Origin of the sequence: Pseudomonas aphyarum (assembly GCF_028657055.1) — a bacterium.
GTDB classification, from domain to species: Bacteria; Pseudomonadota; Gammaproteobacteria; order Pseudomonadales; family Pseudomonadaceae; genus Aquipseudomonas; species Aquipseudomonas aphyarum.
In genome coordinates, this window is record NZ_JAMDGS010000010.1 from 380,073 (window position 1) to 399,943 (window position 19,871).

Consider the following 19,871-nt stretch of genomic DNA (forward strand, 5'->3'; position numbering starts at 1 on the left):
CCGCTGCGACTTGCATCGCAGCGGGCCTTTTCAGCTTCCGGTCTTCAGGAAGCACCGCGCCCTAGCGGATCTGGTGTTTGTGCAGCAAACGGTAGAAAGTCGGCCGGGAAACCCCCAGCACTTTGGCGGCAACGCTGAGATTGTCGCTGTGCCGGTTCAACACATCGCACAACGCCTGGCGCTCGGCGCGGGTCTTGTAGTCTTCAAGCGTACCCATGGGTGCCGCGATCGACTGCTGGCTGATCAGCCCCAGGTCACGGGCCTCGATCTGCCGCCCCTCTGCCAACACCAGCCCCCGACGCACGCGGTTGGCCAGCTCGCGGACATTGCCCGGCCAGTCGTGCTTGCCCATGGCGATCAACGCGTCTTCGCTGAAACTGCGCGGACGCCGGCCGGTTTCGTGGCTGTAGAAGTGGGAAAAATGGTTGGCCAGCATCGATAGGTCGCCGTGGCGCTCGCGTAACGGCGCGGTCACCACCTGCAGCACATTGAGCCGGTAGTACAAGTCCTCACGAAAGCGCTTCTTCTCGATGGCGGCTTCGAGGTCGACGTGAGTCGCCGCCAACACCCGCACATCCACCGGGATCGGTTGACTGCCGCCGACCCGTTCAATGTGTTTTTCCTGAAGGAAGCGCAACAGATTGGCTTGCAGTTCCAGCGGCAGATCGCCGATTTCATCGAGAAACAAGGTGCCGCCATTGGCCGCTTCAATACGCCCGACCTTGCGCTGATGGGCGCCGGTGAAAGCCCCCTTCTCGTGACCGAACAGCTCGGACTGGATCAAATGCTCGGGAATCGCCCCGCAGTTGATCGCCACAAACGGTTTGCTGTGGCGTTGCGACTGCCGGTGCAGGGTACGGGCGACGAGTTCTTTACCGGTCCCGCTTTCGCCGCGAATAAGCACTGGCGACTCGGTGGGTGCCAGTTTGCTCAGCAGCTTGCGCAGCTCGCGGATCGGTTTGCTGTCGCCCAGCAGCTCGTGTTCCGGCTGGTCAACGTGAATCGTGCCCTGACCGCGCAGACGCGCCATGCCGAACGCCCGGCCGAGGGTGACCTGCACCCGCGACACGTCGAACGGCAAGGTGTGGAAATCGAAAAACCATTCGCAGACGAAGTCGCCGACGTTCTGCAAGCGCAGCACTTCCTGATTCAGCACGGCGATCCACTCGGTGCCGCTGCGGCTGATCAGCTCTTTGACGGCTTCGGGACGTTCCAGGTGAAAAGGCTGTAACCGCAACAGGCCGACATCGCAGCTTCGGTCGGCGGCATTTTCCAGGCTACAACTGTCGACGTCCCAACCCACGGCACGTAAACCCGGAAGCAATCGGTGACAGTCGTCGCACGGGTCGACGACCAATAAACGTCTTAATGCAGGCGCTTCGCTCATGACTGTTCCTTGGCGCCAAATTTTAGGAAATGATCGTAAAAACAGTCATTTGGCAAACCTGACTGTTACATTAGCAAGAATTTGACGGCGTCTTGTATCGATTGCTTATAGGTGTACAAGTGAAGCAGTTATAAGAACGCGTTTTATTAGTTAGCTATCGACTTGATTCTTTCGCCAGGCTTTCAAAACCTGTCTGAATATTGAGTGTATGAAAGAAAGTCGAAATTTCTTCAGATTCTGTGTGACCCGCCAGCGGGTTGCGTGCATCAGTACAAGTAACTCGCCGAACGGTAAGCCCAACCGACGGCACATCACTTGATTGGGCACTAAAGAGAGAAGACCCCATGACCGCCCCGCTCCGTATCAACGAAGCTCTTTTGATTGCCAACCGCGCATTTAAACCTTTTCAATGCGTCGCCTGGGCCCCACAAGACGGCAATGGCGAACTCTGCCTCACCGTGATTGACCGCACCAACTCCCACATCGGTCGCACCCAGATCCCAAGCAGCGCCTACTCCGATCCGGCGCAACTTGAACACCTGCTGCAACAGGCCCGCGCCGAACTGAGCGAAGAAGGTTACGCGTTGCAATCGTGGTCGATGCCACACTGATATTTGCGGGTAATGCGGATGACGCTCCAGTCATCCGCCCTCTTCTGTTAGTTGCGAATCCTTTTCCAACTTAAGTTTCTTTGTACAACTTCCCTCAACACTTTCGCGCCTGAATGCTTGGCAGGCTTGCGACTGGTTCAAAAAGACACTGTTCTGGCACAGTGCGACCCTCCACCTGTTAGTTCTGTCAGTTGTACTTGCGCGTATTCAGGGATTGAATGTTCCGCTCATGCAGTGGCCTGCCCGGCTCCCGGACATGGTCAACTTGCAAGGAGAAGCATGCATGTCATCCCAGATCGCCATAGCGCTGCCGACGCTTGCGAATAACGCCGGACAACTCGACAAGACCTTTTCCAGCAACGGTGTGGCGCAGGTCTACTTCGCCGGCAGCACGTCCAGCCTGACCCAGAGCGTGGCGCTCGATGCGCAAGGTCGGATCCTGGTCGCCGCCAAGGTGGGCACTGCTCAAGGCAGCCGTTTCGGTCTGGCCCGCCTGCTCGAGGACGGCTCGGCGGATCTGGGTTTCGGTTTTCAGGGCAGTGTGATCGGGCGGTTCGCCGCTGGTTTCGAAGCCACGGGCAGCAAGGTTCAGGTCTTGCCTGACGGGAGGATTCTGCTGGCGGGTCTGCACTATGAATCGGAACATCGCTCCCTGCCCGCCCTGGCCTTGTTCGATACCCAAGGCCGAGCTGACCCGGATTTTGGCGACAACGGATACAAAATCGTCCATCTGCCCGGCGATCTGTCCATGGGCACCCGCGACGCCTGGCTGCCACCGGGCGTACCGGGCGCCGAAGCCTGCGATTTCGCCGTCCAGCCAGACGGGCATATCCTGCTGATTGCCAATCACCACCGCGCCCTCGCCGATCATGTCGGCATGCTGATCCGCCTCAAACCCGACGGACGCCTGGATCCCTCCTTCAACGGTCGGGGTTTCGTCATGGTTCGCCACTTGCTGCTCAATACCTGGCTCGGCAGCTTGCTGCTGCAAGAAGACGGACGAATCGTGGTGGCCGGCTCCATCGACTTTCCTCAGGAAGGCCTGCTCGCACGCTACCTTCCCGATGGAAGGCTCGACGAACGCTTTGCGGTGGATGGTTTCATGGCCTTCAAGGCTCAGGGGCGCAGCGCGCTGGTCAATCAGGTCATCGAATCGGCAGAGCATCTGCATTGTTTTGGCAGCAGTCGCGATCCGATTCGGTGCTTGGCGCATTCTGTTCATGGCAACGGTCGCCCCGACCTGTACTGCAACGGAGGTCAGCCGCATTTGCTGGAAATCGGCCCCAGCGGCTGCCAGTGGAGCGCAGCGCAAGCGATGCCGGACGGTCGCACCCTCGCGGTCGGCGCGACAATCGGCGGGGTTGAAGCCGACTTCATCGTTGCCCGCTATCTGGCCAACGGCAGCCTTGATCGAAGCTTCGGTGCCGGTAATGGCTGGTTGCGTACGCGGCTGGGCCGCAGCCTCGATACCGCCACTTCACTGGCAATCCAGCCGGGTGGCAAAGTACTGGTGGGCGGTTATTCGCTGGATGGCAACTACCGCGCAGTGGTCGCGCGTTATCTGAATCAATGATGCGAACCTTCCTACACTTGATCTTGCCCATCGCTTACGGCAACTTGCGCGCTTCTTAAAACAAGGAGCAACCGATGTTCGGTTCGATGGCCCAGGCGTTCGCGCACAATTTTCTCGGGCATTCGCCCCGCTGGTACAAGGCGTGCATCGTCGGGTTTCTGATGCTCAACGCACTGGTGCTGTGGACCGTCGGCCCGGTCGCGGCCGGCTGGTTGCTGGTGATCGAGTTCATTTTCACCCTGGCCATGGCGCTCAAGTGCTACCCGCTGATGCCCGGCGGCTTGCTGCTGATCGAAGCGCTGCTGCTGAAAATGACCACACCCCAGGCGCTGTACGAAGAGCTGCAGCACAATTTCCCGGTGATTCTGCTGCTGATGTTCATGGTCGCCGGCATCTACTTCATGAAAGACCTGCTGCTGTTTCTGTTCTCGCGCCTGTTGCTGGGCGTGCGTTCGAAGGCGCTGCTGGCCCTGATGTTCTGCTTTCTGTCGGCGTTTCTCTCGGCGTTTCTCGATGCACTGACCGTGACCGCAGTGATCATCAGCGCTGCCGTGGGCTTCTATTCGGTTTACCACCGGGTGGCCTCCGGCAACGATCCGCGCCAGGACAGCGAATTCAGCGATGACCAGCATCTGCCCCGGTTGCATCATGAGGATCTGGAACAGTTTCGCGCCTTCCTGCGCAGCTTGTTGATGCACGGTGCCGTCGGTACTGCGCTGGGCGGCGTCTGCACCCTGGTTGGCGAACCGCAGAACCTTTTGATCGGCCATGAAATGGGTTGGCACTTCGCCGAATTCTTCCAAAAAGTCGCACCGGTTTCCCTTCCCGTTTTGGTCGCAGGGCTGGTGACCTGCCTGCTGCTGGAGAAACTGCGCTGGTTCGGCTACGGCACGCTGCTGCCGGACAACGTACGCGCCGTGCTGGCCAACTACGCCGCCGAAGACAATGCCGAACGCACCCCACGCCAACGCGCCGCCCTGCTGGTGCAAGGCTTCGCTGCGCTGATTCTGATTGCCGGGCTGGCGTTCCATATTGCGGAAGTCGGCTTGATCGGTCTGATGGTGATTGTGCTGATCACGGCGTTCACCGGCATCACCGACGAGCATCGTCTGGGCAGTGCCTTCAAGGACGCCATGCCCTTCACCGCGCTGCTGGTGGTGTTCTTTGCCGTGGTGGCGGTGATTCACGACCAGCAACTGTTCGCGCCGCTGATTCAGTGGGTGCTGGCATTGCCGGCCGATCAGCAGCCGGGGATGCTGTTCATCGCCAACGGCCTGCTGTCGGCGATCAGTGACAACGTGTTCGTGGCGACGATCTACATCACCGAAGTGAAACAGGCGTTCCTGGCCGGGCACATGAGCCGCGATCACTTCGAGACGCTGGCGATTGCGATCAACACCGGCACCAACCTGCCGAGCGTGGCGACACCCAATGGTCAGGCGGCGTTTCTGTTTCTGCTGACGTCGGCGATTGCACCGCTGGTGCGCTTGTCCTACGGGCGGATGGTGTGGATGGCGTTGCCCTACACCGTGGCGATGGGATTGCTCGGCTGGTACGCCGTGAGTTACTGGCTATAGCAACAACAACGGGAGCCCTGGGGCTCCCGTTTTTTTATGCCTCGATCAACGCGGCAAGAGGTACTTTTCGATGGCTTGTGCCACGCCATCCTCAGTGTTCGGCCCGGTCACCACGTCGGCCTGACGCTTCACCGCGTCCTCGGCCTGCCCCATGGCTATCGACAACCCGGCAACATGGAACATCGCCGGATCATTGCCGCCATCGCCAATCGCAGCCGTTTGCGCCAGCGGCACGCCCAGATGGGCGGCCAGGGTTGCCAGTGCAGCACCCTTGTTGGCGTCCATCGCGGTCACATCCAGGAAAACCGGTTGCGAGCGCGACACCTGCGCCATGCCCTCGACCTTCGGCAGCAACCGCGCCTCCAACTCGATCAGCAGATCAGTGTTGTTGCTGGTCGCGACGATCTTGTCGATACGCTCCAGATACGGCTCGAAGCTATCCACCACCACCGGCGGATAACCGAGCCCATGCTGCTCGCGCGGCACCATCGGCCCGTGCGGATCCTTAAGCAGCCAGTCGCCACCGCTGAACACCCAGATTTCGACATCCGGCTGATCGGCGAACAACGCCAGTGCAGTCAGTGCCGCCGTTACGGGAAGGTAATGCGCAACCAGAATGCTGCCATCCGGGTTGACGATCGTGCCGCCATTGAACGCCGCCGTCGGCAGATCGACGCCCAGGGCCTCGATCTGCTGCAGCATGGCTTTGGGCGGGCGCCCGGTGGCGAGGCTAAACAACACGCCTGCCTCGCGCAGCGCACGAACGGCATCGATGGTGCGCTGGCTCAGGCTGTGATCGGGCAGCAACAGCGTGCCGTCCATGTCACTCAACAGAAAACGGATCGGCTCGCTCATCCGAGACCATGCCAGACGCGACCATCGCGAGTCAGCAGATCATCGGCGGCTTTCGGCCCGTCTTCGCCCGCAGCGTAACTCTGCACGCTCGCGTCCTGTTGCCAGGCGTCAAGGAACGGCTGCACCGCGCGCCAGCCGTTCTCGATGTTGTCAGCACGCTGGAACAGCGTCTGGTCACCGGTCAGGCAGTCGTAGATCAGGGTTTCGTAGCCGGTGGACGGCTGCATTTCGAAGAAATCCTTGTAGGCGAAACCCAGCTCGATATTGGCCATGTTCAGCGCCGGCCCCGGCCGTTTGGCCAGCAGGTCGAACCACATGCCTTCGTTGGGCTGGATCTGGATACGCAGGTAGGTCGGCTGCAATTCGTCGACCTCGGTGTCCCGGAACTGCGCATACGGCGCCGGTTTGAAGCAGATGACGATCTCGGTGTCGCGCACGCTCATGCGTTTGCCGGTACGCAGGTAGAACGGCACGCCGACCCAGCGCCAGTTGTCGATCATCACTTTGAGCGCCACGTAGGTTTCCGTGGTGCTTTCGGGCGAGACGTTGTTCTCGTCGCGATAACCGGCCACCGGTTTGCCAGCGACTTCACCGGCGCTGTATTGGCCGCGCACCGAATTTTCCCGTGCTTCTTCGATGGTCCAGGGGCGGATCGCGCCGACTACCTTGGCCTTCTCGCCCCGCACCGCATCGGCGCCGAACGCGGCCGGTGGTTCCATTGCCACCATGGCCAGCAACTGGAACAGGTGATTGGGCACCATGTCCCGCAGGGCGCCGGTGTGTTCGTAGAAACTGCCACGGGTTTCGACACCGACGGTTTCGGCGGCGGTGATCTGCACGTGGTCGATGTAGTGATTGTTCCAAAACGCTTCGAACAGGCTGTTGGAGAACCGGCTGACCAGAATGTTCTGCACGGTTTCCTTGCCCAGATAGTGATCGATCCGGTAGATCTGCTTTTCCGACATGACCTTGAGCAGGCAGGCGTTCAACGCCTCTGCGGTTTGCAGGTCGGAGCCGAACGGTTTTTCGATCACCACCCTTCTGAAAGCTTCCGGGGTTTCTTCGAGCAACCCGGCGCTGCCGAGACGGCGCACCACTTCGCTGAAAAAACGTGGCGCGGTGGCCAGGTAGAACACCGCATTGCCAGTGCCGCTGTCGGCGATTTTCGCCGCCAGGGCTGAATAAGTGCTGTCGTCCAGGAAATCGCCCTGGACGTAGCTGATGCCTTTGGCGAGCTTGGCCCACAAGGCCGGATCAAGCATCTGATCGCCCTTGCCGACCTTCGCTGCCACTTCGGTGCGGATGAAGTCTTCGAGCTTTTGCGCGAAGGCTTCATCGGTGATGGCGTTGTGGTCAACGCCGACGATCCGCAGGCCATCATCCAGCAGGCCGTCGCGACTCAGGTTGTACAGCGCCGGCATGAGCAGGCGCTTGACCAGATCACCGTGGGCGCCGAACAGAAACAGCGTGGTCGGTGGCGCGGGTTCTGCCTTGGATTTCCTGCGGATCGTATGGGTCATTTCTTAGGCGTCTCCACATGGCCGCCGAAGCCGAAGCGCTGGGCCGAAAGAATCTTGTCGCCGAAAGTGCCCTGGCCGCGCGAGCGGTAGCGCGAGAACAGCGAGTTGGACAGCACCGGTACCGGCACTGCTTGTTCCATGGCCGCTTCGATGGTCCATTGGCCTTCGCCGCTGTCCGCCACGGAGCCCGAGAAACCGTCGAGTTTCGGATCGCTGGCCAAAGCATCGGCAGTCAGGTCGAGCAGCCAGGACGACACCACGCTGCCACGACGCCAGACTTCGGCGATGTCGGCCACGTTCAGGTCGAAACGCTGATCTTCCGGCAGGCGCTCGCTGGACTTGGTCTTGAGGATGTCGAAGCCTTCGGCGAAGGCCGCCATCATGCCGTACTCGATCCCGTTGTGGATCATCTTGACGAAGTGACCGGCACCGGCGGGACCTGCGTGGATGTAGCCGTGCTCGGCGCGGTGGTCATCGGACTTGCGGTCCTTGGTGCGCGGGATGTCGCCCATGCCCGGCGCCAGCGCGGCGAACAGCGGATCCAGACGCTTAACGGTCTCGGCATCGCCGCCGATCATCATGCAGTAGCCGCGCTCCAGGCCCCAGACGCCGCCGGAGGTGCCGACGTCGATGTAGTGCAGGCCTTTCTCGGCCAGGGTCCTGGCCCGGCGGATGTCGTCCTTGTAGTTGGTGTTGCCGCCATCGATGATGGTGTCGCCCGCCTCAAGCAGCGTGCTCAGGGTTTCGATGGTGTCTTCAGTCGGTGCGCCGGCCGGCAGCATGACCCACACCGCACGCGGCTTGGCCAGGCCTGCGACCAGTGCAGGCAGGTCGGCGACGCCGGTAGAGCCCTCGGCGGCCAGGGTGTCGACAAAGGCGGTATTGCGGTCGTAAACAACGGTGGTGTGACCGTTGAGCATCAGACGTCGCGCAATATTGCCGCCCATGCGGCCCAGTCCAATAATCCCGAGTTGCATGTGCTGATGCTCCTTACTACAAATAAAAGTGTGTCAAAGGTATAGCCCAACGCGACTAATGGAGGTTAGTCCAGAGCGTCGGGTTGAAGTTTCCGTGCATTGTGCCCGATCCAGACTGATAACGTCTGGAAACGTGCCGAAGACACAACGACCATGAAAAATAAAAAAGTTCCATTCACGAGCAAAAGAAATCAAAATCGGCGCCGATAGCAGGTCAAGGCCCGAAACTGGAGCTGATCTGCAGTTGAGACACGCCATTTGCGAGGTGAGCAATGGGCACAGTACACACAGCAATGCCGGCACAAACCCTGTACGTCACCATCCGTCGCGATGAATTGCGTCAGTTGAAAGATGAACGCGATCAGCTCAAGCAGGAACTCGCGCAATTGCGCCTGCTGACCCAGGGCGCCGAGCCGCAGCCCTTGCCACGCGTGCAGCGCTCGCCACACGCCTGATCGCCCCGCCCGCTTCGGGAGCGGCCATTGCCGTTCCCGACATGCTGCACCTCCAGCCGCTTCCGGCAACTAACAAAGTTTTCACATTCGCTTGTTGATACTCCGGCGCATTCTGGCCGTGCGTGTCTGCGCATGGCTTCCGTTCGTCGGGTTCATGCGCGGTTACATGAAGCGCCCGGCGGTGGATGTGACGACTGAGCTGGAGTGCTGAATGGCGGTGTTCAAACGCAGCAATACGACTGCGACAGGTTTCGACTGGGCCGGTTTTCTCTGGCTGTTCGTGTTCTTCTGGTACTTCTCCGGTATCACCCAACTGCTGATCCAGTTGACGGGCACTTCAGGGTTCACAGGCTTTCGCCAGGCCTTCGTGATGAGCGCCGTGTGGCTCGCGCCAATGCTGCTGTTCCCCAAACGCACCCGTTTGCTCGCCGCGCTGATCGGTGTGGTGTTGTGGGCCTGCTCGATGGCCAGCCTGGGTTACTTCTTCATCTACCAGCAGGAATTCTCCCAGAGCGTGATCTTCATCATGTTCGAGTCGAACGTGTCCGAAGCCGGCGAGTACATGACCCAGTACTTCGCCTGGTGGATGGTCCCGGCGTTCCTCGCGCACACCGCGTTCGCGTATTTCCTGTGGACCCGCCTGCGTCCTGTTTACCTGCCCCGTGGCCGCGCGTTCGTCGCCGCCATGGCGATTCTGGTGGCCGTGATCGGTTATCCGCTGGTCAAGCAGACAATGCGCACCGGCAGTTTTGAGCAAGGCTTCGAGAAATTCGAAACCCGCATCGAGCCGGCCGTGCCCTGGCAGATGGCCGTGGCTTATCACCGCTATCAGGAAACCCTGGCCGACATGCAGGGCATGCTGCACAGCGCGAGCAAGATCCCGCCGCTGAAAAACCTCAAGGACTCGGGCGCCAACCAGCCGGCGACCCTGGTGCTGGTCATCGGCGAATCCACCAACCGCCAGCGCATGAGCCTTTACGGTTACCCGCGTAAAACCACGCCGGAACTGGACAAGCTCAAGGATCAGCTGTCGGTGTTCGACAACGTCATCACCCCGCGCCCTTACACCATCGAGGCGCTGCAACAGGTGCTGACCTTCGCCGACGAAGAAAACCCGGACCTGTACCTGTCCACGCCGTCGCTGGTCAGCATGATGAAACAGGCCGGCTACAAGACCTTCTGGATCACCAACCAGCAGACCATGACCAAGCGCAACACCATGCTCACGACGTTCTCCGAACAGGCCGACGAGCAGGTGTACCTGAACAACAACCGCAACCAGAACGCCGCCCAGTACGACGGCGACGTGATCGAGCCGTTCAACAAGGCCCTGGCCGACGCGGCACCGCGCAAGTTGATCGTCGTGCATCTGCTCGGCACGCACATGAGCTACCAGTACCGTTATCCGCCGAGCTTCGACAAGTTCCAGGATCGCAACGGCGTTCCGGCCGGCGTGCGTGACGATCAGGTGCCGACCTACAACAGCTACGACAACGCGGTGCTGTACAACGATTTCGTGGTCTCGAGCCTGATCAAGGACTACGCCAAATCCGATCCGAACGGCTTTTTGCTGTACCTCTCCGATCACGGTGAAGACGTATTCGACTCGGTGGGACACAGCACGCTGGGCCGCAACGAAAACAAGCCGACGGCGCCGATGTACACCATTCCGTTCATGGCCTGGGCGTCGCCAAAGTGGCGTGAAAACCACGACTGGAGTTTTGCCGGGGATCTGAGCCGCCCTTACAGCAGCTCGCACCTGATCCACACCTGGGCGGATCTGGCCGGTTTGAGTTTCGATGAACTCGACCGCAGCAAGAGCCTGGTCAGCGACAGCTTCAAGCCGCGTCCGCTGTTGATCGGCAACCCTTACGAACGTGAACAGCGGGCCCTGATCGACTTCAGCCTGATGAAGCCGAAAAAACCCGCAGGCACGACCACAGAAGTGGTGCTGCAGGAGTAACAAAAAGGGCCGGAAACGGCCCTTTTTCATGAAACTGAAACATCTTCAAATAACAATATTTCTCGTTTGATACTAAATCGCACCGCTCGCCTTCGTCTTTGAGCAAACGGAATTTTTCCCTCGAAGACAAGGAGTCGGCTGCGATGTTCGCGCCCATCACCCGTTCCATGACCCTCACCCTCGGCCTGTGCAGTGTTGCACTGAGCCCGGATCTGCTGGCTGAAACCGACACCGAAAAGCAGTCGACGCCCGCTGCGCCGGCACTGGAGCTTGCCTCCACCAGCGTCACCGCCCAAGGCCTGGGCAGCACCACTGAAAACACCCACGCCTACACCACCGGCGCCATGAGCACGGCGACCCGGTTGAACCTCTCGATCAAGGAAACCCCGCAGTCGGTGTCCGTGGTCACCCGCCAGCAGATGGATGATTTCAAGCTCGGTACATTGTCCGAAGCCATGAGCCAGACCACCGGCATCGTGGTGCAGCACAACGACTCGGACCGGGTCAGCTATTCGTCCCGCGGCTACTCGATCAACAATTTCCAGATCGACGGGATGCTCAACACCTTCCAGTACATGAAGTCCGATTCGGACACCATCATCTACGACCGCATCGAAGTCGTGCGTGGTGCCACCGGCCTGACCACGGGTGCAGGCGACCCGTCGGCGACCATCAACATGGTACGCAAACGCCCGACCGCACAATGGCAGGCTCAGGCCGGTGCGAGCGGCGGCAGCTATGACGATTACTACAGTTACGTCGATGTCGGCGGCCCACTGGCGTTCGACGGGCGCCTGCGCGGTCGCAGCGTGCTGGCCTACCGCGACCAGGGATCGTTTCGCGACAAGTACGCCCTGCAACGGGAAGTCGGCTACGGCATCCTCGAAGCCGACCTGACCGACTCCACCGTACTGGCCGTCGGTTACGACTATCAGGACAAACAGGTGCAAGGCTCTTCGTGGGGCACCTTGCCGTACTGGAACGCCGACGGCAGCAAGGCCAGCCTCGGACGCTCGACCAACATGGCGACCTCCTGGAGCTCCTGGCCGCTGCGCGACAAGACAGCGTTCGCCACCCTCGATCAAAGCCTGGCGGGCGACTGGCACCTGAAAGCCGCCTACACCCACCGCAAGAGCGACACCGACGGCAAGGTCTACTACGCCGGTGCCGGTTTCCCCGAACCGGATCGCAGCGGCATGACCGCTTACAGCTCACACATGATCGGCCCGCAGCGCATGAAGGCGTACGACTTCAACCTGTCCGGCCCCTACTCGCTGCTCGGTCGCGAGCATCAGTTGATGATCGGTTATGGCGAAGCCGAACGCAGCTCCAGCTCGCCCTATACCGTCGACGGAGCGGTTGCGAGCGACTACAGCACCATCCGCGACTGGAAGTACATGGGCGACATCGCCAAGTTCCCGGACACGGTGACCGGCCTCACCGGTTCAAAGGAAAGCACGGAACAAAAAGCCGGTTACCTGGCGACCCGCCTGAGCCTGACGGACGACTTGCACGCCGTGCTCGGCGCCCGCTACGGCAGCTGGAAGGCGTCAAAAACGGCCAACACCTTCGACGACAACCTGCAACTGGAAAGCGTCGATGCCAGCCGCCAGCAGCACAACGACATGTGGACGCCCTACGCCGGCCTGCTCTATGACCTGACGCCGGAGTACACCGTTTACGCCAGCTACACCGACATCTTCAAACCGCAGACCTACCGCGACGCCAACCGCAAGTTCATCGAACCGATCGTCGGCAGCAACTATGAAATCGGACTCAAGGGCAGCCTGCTGGACGAACGCCTGAATCTGGCCACCGCCATTTTCTGGAGCAAGCAGGACAACGTCGCCGAAGTGGATGATTCGGTCCCACCGGATCCGGTGACCCAGGAAGAGTTCTACAAGTCCGGCGGCAAGGGCAACAAGGTCAACGGTTTCGAAGCCGAGGTCTCGGGCGAGATCCTCGACGGCTGGAACATGACCGCCGGCTACACCTACACCCACTCGGTCAATGGCGAGAAAGAGCGCAGCAATACCAATCAGCCCCTGAACCTGTTCCGTCTGTCCACGGCCTATCGCCTGCCGGGCAACTGGAACGCCCTGACCGTGGGCGGCGCGGTGAACTGGCAGAGCGACGTCTATGGCAATTCCAACCGCCCGGTCGGACGCAACGCCAACGGCCGGATCATCACCGAACGGGCGCGAATCAGTCAGGACGCTTACACGGTGGTGAAGTTGATGTCGCGTTATGAGTTCGACAAACACCTGTCGGCATCCTTCAACGTCGACAACCTGTTCGACAAGAAGTATTACGACAACGTTGGCTTCTACAACGGCGTGTTCTGGGGCGATCCTCGCACCGTGACGCTGAGCCTCGACTGGAAACTCTGACGCCCTTCCCTTACGACCTGCACGCGTCATTCACGCGTGCAGCGTTCGTCCGATACGCCGTGGGAACACCCGGCAAAACCTACACTGAACGAGCGTTAACCTCTTGTTAATGCCCTCGGCGGACACTGCGCCCCGAGGCCCTGATTCATGGACGAACGGCTCCGACATTTTTCGTAGGAGGCACCATGAAAACCACGACTGCAATCCTTGCCGGTCTACTCACCCTCGCATCCGCCAGCGCATTCGCCGAAGGCGGCGCCGAGCGCATGAGACATTACTGGGCCAATTTCCCGGTTCATTCCGTACAAAGTCAGCAGGCTGACGCGAAGACCAGCGAACTCAAGGTTCCGGACGACCAGACCGCCCAGGTCACCGAGTCCTATCGCCCTTGAGCGAACGCTTTACCGATGGACCTGCGATGGCTCCGCTCTGGCCCCGCAGATGACAGTTGGGCGCCCTTACCGGGCGCCTTTTTTTATGCCTGCAGATCCTTGAACGGGCGGGACGCAAGACGTCAGTGGCCCCAGATGAGTTCTTCGGTCCAGCCCAGTTCGGCGAAATCCTCGGCTCGCAAACCGGACTCGCCGGCACAGAAAAACTCGTCCAGCTGCGGCGGTTTCACCGAAGTGCCGCTGAGCATGGCGTGGACCTGGCCGCGATGATGGATCTGGTGCTCGAACAGGTGCGAGATCATCCGCAGGCGACTGTCGTGTTGCGGCGTGTCACGGGCGATGGTGACGATGCGCCCCAGATCGGCATCGCGCAGTTGCTCGCAGTAAGCAATCAAGCGGCGGTCGACATGGGCTTGTTCACGGCGCAAGGCCTGCGCCTCGGTGAAAGGTTCATCAGCGTTGAAGAACACATAGCAATCGGGATGCGGTTCGTCACCGCGCAACTCGCGTTCCAGCGCGTCGACGTAGAACCAGTCGCAGGTGAGGATGTGATTGAGGGTCAGGCGGATGCTCGGGAAGAAACTGACCCGTGGCGCGGCCAGCTGCGCGTCGTCGAGCTGACTCCAGGCCTTGGCCAGTCGATGGTTGGCCCAGGCATTCTGATAAGCCATGGTCAGCAAATGGTGGGACAGTGGCTGAGTCATGTCGCGCCCTCCGTGTTTCAGGTTTCGGCGAAGCGTTGCAGCTGCATCTCCTGCAAGCGGCTGAGGGTCCGGCGGAACGGGAATTCCAGGTAGCCCTCGGTGTACAGCGCGTCCATCGGCACTTCGGCCTCGATGTACAACGGCACCTTGCGGTCGTAGCACTCGTCGACCAGCGCGATGAAGCGGCGCACGCCGTCATCGTGCACCGACAGTTGCGGCAATTCGCGGTCGCCGGCCACCACCCGCTCCGCGCCGTCCTCGGTGCCACGGGCAATCCGCCCTTCGCGTTTTTTCGCGCTAAGGTTCGGCACCTCGCTCAACAGGATAGCCCGGTAGGTGTCGCACAGCGCGATGAAATCCATGGCGGCGAACGGTTGCTCGCACAGTTCGGCGTAACGGCACCACAGCACCGAATCGCTGGCCTGCACCACGTTCAAGGCTCGATAACCGACCGGCACCGGTTCGGCACTGACGGTCTGCCCGGCGGCCAATGCGTCGAACACCTGACTTAGCGCGCTCTGCTGCTCCGGCAGAGCGACCCAGTAACGCTGCTCGACGGCGCCGGGATGCAATCGGTGATCTTCAGCGCCATTCACCGCGACCACTTGCATGTGCTGCTTGATCGCGGTGATCGCCGGCAGGAAGCGATCGCGGTTGAAGCCGTCGGCATACAGCTGATCCGGCGGCAGGTTGGAGGTGCAGACCACCACCACGCCTTCGTCGAACATCACCTGAAACAGCCGACCGAGAATGATCGCGTCACCGATGTCATTGACGAACAGCTCATCGAAACACAGCACCCGCACCTCGGCCGCCAACTCACGGGCCAGGGCCCGCAATGGATCGGCAATCCCGGTCAACTGAAAGGAACGCTGGTGCACCCAGCCCATAAAGTGATGAAAGTGTTGCCGCCGCGCCGGCACCCGCAGGCTTTGGTGGAATTGATCCATCAGCCAGGTCTTGCCGCGCCCGACCGGGCCCCACAGGTAAACGCCGGTGACCGAACGGGCACCGGCGTGCAGGGCTTCATGGCATTTTTGCAAGGCCCAGACCGCGTGTTCCTGGGCTTCATCCTGGATGAAGCCCTTGTGGTCGACGGCGTATTGCCAGGCGCTCAGGGGGGAGTCGAAAGTCATGCGCGGCAGTATGCCACGATGGCTACAGGGAAATATCCAGCCGAGCGATTTTGCCCTGTTCGTTGAGCCGGAACGTGTAGCGCAGCTCCAGCGGGCTGCCGGGAAACGTTCCGGAAATCAGCCCTTGCACCAGCACCTTGCCGGTGCGCTGCTGGACGCCGAGCACTTCGACCCGCGGCTGATAGCGCTGGGCGGTGTCTTGCATCCAGTTGGCGATGGCCTGCGGGCCGACCTGATGATGGCCTTCATCGAACACATGGGCATCCTCGGCAAAAAAACTGCCGACCCGGGACGTATCGCGAGCATTGGCGGCGTTGATGTACTCAACGATGGCCGGGGCGAGGATCGAGGTGGGATGGAACATGGTTACAGCTCCTTTTTTCGGGTTCTGTCGCCATCCTAGAACAGCCCTGCGTCAGTTCCTGTCAGGAGTGAAACGGCCGTTTTCGTCCAGTTGCATCTGCCGTTGCCAGGTGCGCAACAGGTCGCTGCGCCGCCCCGGATAGCGCTCGCCCTGCAGGCTGGCGGCGGCAATCCGGTCGGTGCGAAACGTGCGATAGGCGCCGCGCAATTCACACCACGCGACGATGATCCGCACCTCGTTGAGAAAACCCAGCGCAAGCGGCCAGATCAAGCGCTGGCTCTGCACCTGCTGCGCATCGGCGTAATCGATGTGCAGTTTGGCCTGATCGCGGATCGCATGGCGGAAAACGTTCAACGGCACCGCGTTTTGCGGGAAGCCGTAACCCGAAGGCCCGGGCATGACGGTCGGGTTGCGCAATGCTTCCTGAGCCTGCGGGTCCAGCACCGCAGCGATTTTCGCCAGCGCATCCGCCGCGGCCTTGCTCAGGACCTCGTCGCCACGCTGATCGACATAACGCAGACCCAGCACGATGGCTTCGGTCTCGTCGGCGTTGAGCATCAGCGGCGGCAGAAACAGACCGCTGCGCAGCACGTAACCGATGCCCGCCTCGCCATGGATCGGCGCGCCGAGTGCGGTCAGTTCGGCGATGTCGCGATAGAGCGTGCGTTCGGAGATTTCCAGCTCGGAGGCCAGCGTCGCTGCTGTGACCGGGCGTTTCTTGCCACGCAGCACTTGCAACAGGGTCAACAGTCGAGTGGTTCGCGACACGGTGTGCGGCTCCGGGCAAAAATTTGCCGGAGCTTAGCAGAGCCTGGTGTCAGAAATTGTCAGGAGCTTTCACCAGGCTCGGAGGGGATCACGCGTCGACTTTGTGCCGGGCCGCGTACAGGCAGAGCATCTCCATGGCCAGGGTCGCCGCCGCCAGCGACGTCACGTCTGCATGGTCATAGGCCGGCGCCACTTCCACCACGTCCATGCCCACCAGATTGATCCCGCGCAGGCCGCCAAGGATCTCCAGCGCCTGCACCGTGCTCAACCCGCCGCACACCGGGGTGCCGGTGCCCGGCGCGAAGGCCGGGTCGAGGCAATCGATGTCGAACGTCAGGTACACCGGGTTATCCCCGACCCGCGCGCGAATGGCCTCGATGATCGCTTCGCAACCACGGCGATGCACCTGCCGGGCGTCCAGCACCTGAAAGCCCTGATGATCGTCGTTGGTGGTGCGCAAGCCGATCTGCACCGAACGCGCCGGATCCACCAGTCCTTCCCGCGCCGCGTGCCAGAACATGGTGCCGTGATCGACCCGCTTGCCACCCTCGTCCGGCCAGGTGTCGCTGTGGGCATCGAAGTGGATCAGCGACAGCGTGCCGTGCTTGCGCGCATGGGCCTTGAGCAGCGGATAGCTGATGAAGTGGTCGCCGCCAAAGGTGAGCATCGCGCTGCCGGAGCTGAGGATGTGCTCGGCGTGGGCCTCGATGCTTTCCGGGATGGTGTGTGGCGAGCCGTAATCGAAGTCGCAATCGCCGTAGTCGATCACCGCCAGATGATCGAACGGGTCGAACGCCCATGGCCAGTGCCGTTCCCAGGCAATCCCGGTAGACGCCGCACGAATCCCGCGCGGCCCGAAACGCGCGCCCGGACGGTTGCTGGTGGCGGTGTCGAACGGCACACCGCTGACCGCCACGTCCACGCCGCGCAAGTCACGGCTGTAGCGCCGGCGCATGAAACTGGTGATCCCGGCGTAGGTGCTTTCGGCGGCGGTGCCGAAAAGGCTGTCACGGGTCAGGGCCTGATCGTTTTGCATGGGCACGTCCATCGGTGTGTTCCTGTTGTTATGAAGGGCTATTGGCGGCTACGGAAAGTGGTCCACAGGCGTGTGCGCTGACGCATGTCCTTGAGGCTCATGCTGTGGTCGGCGTACAGCCGCTCGCGCACGTCGGGTTTCGGGAAAATGTCCGGGTCGTTGCGTACCGCCTCATCCACCAGCGGCGTGGCGGCCTGGTTGGCGGTGGCAAAGAACAGCGTATTGGTCAGGGCCGCCACGGATTCGGGGCGCAACATGAACTCGATGAAGGTGCGTGCGGCCTCGGGGTGCGGCGCATCTTTGGGGATGGCGAGGTTGTCCTGCCACACCAGCGTGCCTTCCTTCGGGATCCGGTAAGCGACCTCAAACGGCTTGTTGGCCTTGCGCGCCTGATCGGCGGCCATGCTCGCGTCACCGTTGTAGGTCAGCGCCAGGCAGACGCTGCCGTTGGCCAGATCGCTGATCTGCCGGCCGGTGGCGACGTACAGCACCGAAGGCTGCAACTTCTGCAACAAGGCTTCGGCGGCCGCCAGATCGGTCTTGTCGGTGCTGTAGGGATCTTTACCGAGATAGTGCAGCGCTAGGCCGATCACTTCCTGCGGCGAGTCGAGAATCGCAATCCCGCAATCCTTGAGTTTGCTGGCGTATTCAGGCTTGAACAGCAGATCGAGGCTGTTGAGCGGCACGTCCGGCAGCCGCTGTTTGACTGCCTCGACGTTCATGCCCAACCCCAGCGTGCCCCAGGTGTATGGCACGCCGTAGCGGTTGCCGGGATCGACCGCCGCCAGTTTTTCCAGCAGATCCGGATCGAGATTGGCGTAACCCTTGAGCCCTTCGTGAGGGATTTCCTTCAACGCGCCGGCGGCCAACCCACGGGCCAGCACGCTGGACGACGGCACCACCACGTCATAACCGCTGCCGCCGGTGAGCAGTTTGGTTTCCAGCACCTCGGACGTATCGAAGGTGTCGTAGCGCACGTGGATGCCGGTTTCCTTTTCGAAGCGCTGCAAGGTTTCAGGCGCCACGTAATCGGCCCAGCTGTAGAGATTGAGGGTTTTCTCTTCGGCCTGGGCAGCGATGGAGACGGTAAGCAACAAAGCGGGCAAACACAGCTTGAAGACGGGAGCCATGACGAACACCTGACCGAAGGAAGTGGTGGCAGGATGCGCCGTCGGATACATTCGAGAAATATCAAGTTTGTTAACCTGACTTTATCCCGGAGTAATGTGATGCTCGGTCAGCTCCACGATGTCGATCTTCAGCTTCTGCGGCTGTTTCTCGGCGTGGTCGAATCCAATGGTTTCAGCGCTGCGCAGGGTGAATTGGGCCTGAGCCAGTCGAGCATCAGCCAGCAAATGGCCAAGCTTGAGACGCGCCTCGGCTATCGGGTGTGCAACCGTGGCAAGGGCGGTTTCAGCCTGACGCCCAAGGGCGAGCAACTGTTGATTGCCGCGCGGGCGCTGTTCGATTCGATCGAAACCTTCCGCCATCAATCCAACGGCGTCGCCGGACGCTTGATCGGTGAAGTGCGCTTGGGTCTATCGGAAGCGGTCGATCAGTCGGTGCTGCAACGGGTGGCGGATGCAATCCGGCGGTTTCGCGAGCGGGACGAATCGGTGCGTATCGAGCTGATCAGCGCCATGCCCGGCGAAATGGAGCGTCTGTTGCTGCAACAACGGCTGGACCTGGCCATCGGTTACTTCTCCCAAGTGCAGAGCGCGTTCGACTACCGCGAACTGTTCAGCGAAACCCAGCATTTGTACTGCGCGCCCGGCCATCCTCTGTTCACCAACGATGCTCCCGATGACGCCGCGTTGCAGGCCTGCGACCGGGTCGATCACCCCTACCGGTTCCTGCGCAGTGACGAGCCGTTCCAGGGCAAGGTCTGCTCGGCGCGCTCGGAACAGGTCGAAGGCACCCTCGCCTTCATTCTGTCCGGCAAACACGTCGGTTATCTGCCCAACCATTACGCGCGCCAATGGCAGGACAAGGGCCTGCTGCGACCGGTGCGCGAAGGCGAGTTGAGCTTTGACGTGGCGTTCCATCTTGCTCGCCATCGGGCGCAAGTACCGGGAGACGCGCAAAAGGCGTTTGAAGAAGATCTGCTGTCAGCCTTTGGTCGAACCTGACCTTTTGGGCAGTTTTAATGCGTTGCCCTCGCTC

At 61.1% G+C, this 19,871-nt stretch carries 18 protein-coding genes; 8 read left to right on the plus strand and 10 right to left on the minus strand.

Annotated elements, in window-relative coordinates; genetic code table 11:
- Nucleotides 1-61: 61 nt before the first annotated feature.
- Nucleotides 62-1,387, minus strand: a complete 1,326-nt coding sequence (locus M5G18_RS15745) for a sigma-54 dependent transcriptional regulator (protein WP_007957480.1) — start codon at nucleotides 1,385-1,387, stop codon at nucleotides 62-64.
- A gap of 344 nt (nucleotides 1,388-1,731) precedes the next feature.
- Between M5G18_RS15745 and M5G18_RS15750 the strand changes: the two genes are divergently transcribed.
- From M5G18_RS15750 to nhaB, 3 genes are all read left to right on the plus strand, one after another.
- Nucleotides 1,732-1,998, plus strand: a complete 267-nt coding sequence (locus M5G18_RS15750) for a hypothetical protein (RefSeq protein ID WP_230730800.1) — start codon at nucleotides 1,732-1,734, stop codon at nucleotides 1,996-1,998.
- 283 nt (nucleotides 1,999-2,281) lie between these two features.
- Nucleotides 2,282-3,571 carry an NHL repeat-containing protein gene (locus M5G18_RS15755; protein ID WP_273900220.1) on the plus strand — a complete coding sequence of 430 codons (1,290 nt, stop codon included), beginning with the start codon at nucleotides 2,282-2,284 and terminating at the stop codon, nucleotides 3,569-3,571.
- A gap of 74 nt (nucleotides 3,572-3,645) precedes the next feature.
- Nucleotides 3,646-5,148: a sodium/proton antiporter NhaB gene (gene nhaB, locus M5G18_RS15760; RefSeq protein ID WP_273900219.1), complete on the plus strand. Its 1,503-nt coding sequence runs from the start codon at nucleotides 3,646-3,648 to the stop codon at nucleotides 5,146-5,148.
- Between the two features lie 45 nt (nucleotides 5,149-5,193).
- On the opposite strand, the gene M5G18_RS15765 is transcribed toward nhaB, so the two are convergent.
- Genes M5G18_RS15765 through gnd form a run of 3 tightly spaced genes read right to left on the minus strand, consistent with a single transcriptional unit; the run spans nucleotide 5,194 to nucleotide 8,500 of the window.
- A complete protein-coding gene (locus M5G18_RS15765) occupies nucleotides 5,194-6,003 on the minus strand; it encodes an HAD family hydrolase (protein WP_273900218.1) in 810 nt (269 codons plus the stop codon).
- Nucleotides 6,000-7,523 (minus strand): glucose-6-phosphate dehydrogenase, encoded by a 1,524-nt coding sequence (gene zwf / locus M5G18_RS15770; protein WP_273900217.1) that lies wholly within the window; start codon nucleotides 7,521-7,523, stop codon nucleotides 6,000-6,002. Before zwf ends, M5G18_RS15765 begins: the two co-directional genes overlap by 4 nt.
- The gene (gene gnd / locus M5G18_RS15775) at nucleotides 7,520-8,500 is read right to left on the minus strand and encodes a phosphogluconate dehydrogenase (NAD(+)-dependent, decarboxylating) (RefSeq protein ID WP_273900216.1); all 981 of its coding nucleotides are present in this window, start codon (nucleotides 8,498-8,500) and stop codon (nucleotides 7,520-7,522) included. The genes zwf and gnd overlap by 4 nt, the downstream gene beginning before the upstream one ends.
- Before the next feature lie 272 nt (nucleotides 8,501-8,772).
- On the opposite strand from gnd, the gene M5G18_RS15780 reads away from it, so the two are divergent.
- The 4 genes from M5G18_RS15780 (at nucleotide 8,773) to M5G18_RS15795 (ending at nucleotide 13,700) form a co-directional block, all read left to right on the plus strand.
- On the plus strand, nucleotides 8,773-8,955 hold the full coding sequence (locus M5G18_RS15780; protein WP_273900215.1) for a DUF6026 family protein: 183 nt from the start codon (nucleotides 8,773-8,775) through the stop codon (nucleotides 8,953-8,955).
- A 211-nt stretch (nucleotides 8,956-9,166) separates the two neighbouring features.
- Nucleotides 9,167-10,918 carry a phosphoethanolamine transferase CptA gene (locus tag M5G18_RS15785; RefSeq protein WP_273900214.1) on the plus strand — a complete coding sequence of 584 codons (1,752 nt, stop codon included), beginning with the start codon at nucleotides 9,167-9,169 and terminating at the stop codon, nucleotides 10,916-10,918.
- A gap of 143 nt (nucleotides 10,919-11,061) precedes the next feature.
- Complete coding sequence (locus M5G18_RS15790; protein ID WP_273900213.1) at nucleotides 11,062-13,308, plus strand: TonB-dependent siderophore receptor; 2,247 nt, start codon at nucleotides 11,062-11,064, stop codon at nucleotides 13,306-13,308.
- Between the two features lie 185 nt (nucleotides 13,309-13,493).
- On the plus strand, nucleotides 13,494-13,700 hold the full coding sequence (locus M5G18_RS15795; protein ID WP_273900212.1) for a hypothetical protein: 207 nt from the start codon (nucleotides 13,494-13,496) through the stop codon (nucleotides 13,698-13,700).
- 122 nt (nucleotides 13,701-13,822) lie between these two features.
- Here M5G18_RS15795 and M5G18_RS15800 read toward each other — a convergent pair whose 3' ends face one another.
- The 6 genes from M5G18_RS15800 to M5G18_RS15825 form a co-directional block, all read right to left on the minus strand.
- Nucleotides 13,823-14,404, minus strand: coding sequence for a DinB family protein (locus M5G18_RS15800; RefSeq protein ID WP_085745792.1), 582 nt, complete (start codon nucleotides 14,402-14,404; stop codon nucleotides 13,823-13,825).
- A 17-nt stretch (nucleotides 14,405-14,421) separates the two neighbouring features.
- Complete coding sequence (zapE, locus tag M5G18_RS15805) at nucleotides 14,422-15,540, minus strand: cell division protein ZapE (RefSeq protein WP_273900211.1); 1,119 nt, start codon at nucleotides 15,538-15,540, stop codon at nucleotides 14,422-14,424.
- 22 nt (nucleotides 15,541-15,562) lie between these two features.
- Complete coding sequence (locus M5G18_RS15810; RefSeq protein ID WP_007957516.1) at nucleotides 15,563-15,904, minus strand: nuclear transport factor 2 family protein; 342 nt, start codon at nucleotides 15,902-15,904, stop codon at nucleotides 15,563-15,565.
- A gap of 51 nt (nucleotides 15,905-15,955) precedes the next feature.
- The gene (locus M5G18_RS15815) at nucleotides 15,956-16,672 is read right to left on the minus strand and encodes a helix-turn-helix transcriptional regulator (RefSeq protein ID WP_085603962.1); all 717 of its coding nucleotides are present in this window, start codon (nucleotides 16,670-16,672) and stop codon (nucleotides 15,956-15,958) included.
- An 88-nt stretch (nucleotides 16,673-16,760) separates the two neighbouring features.
- Nucleotides 16,761-17,720 (minus strand): agmatinase, encoded by a 960-nt coding sequence (gene speB, locus M5G18_RS15820; protein WP_273900210.1) that lies wholly within the window; start codon nucleotides 17,718-17,720, stop codon nucleotides 16,761-16,763.
- Nucleotides 17,721-17,746: 26 nt separating this feature from the next.
- Complete coding sequence (locus M5G18_RS15825) at nucleotides 17,747-18,838, minus strand: polyamine ABC transporter substrate-binding protein (RefSeq protein WP_273900209.1); 1,092 nt, start codon at nucleotides 18,836-18,838, stop codon at nucleotides 17,747-17,749.
- Nucleotides 18,839-18,937: 99 nt separating this feature from the next.
- Between M5G18_RS15825 and M5G18_RS15830 the strand changes: the two genes are divergently transcribed.
- On the plus strand, nucleotides 18,938-19,837 hold the full coding sequence (locus M5G18_RS15830) for a LysR family transcriptional regulator (RefSeq protein ID WP_273900208.1): 900 nt from the start codon (nucleotides 18,938-18,940) through the stop codon (nucleotides 19,835-19,837).
- Nucleotides 19,838-19,871 lie beyond the last annotated feature (34 nt).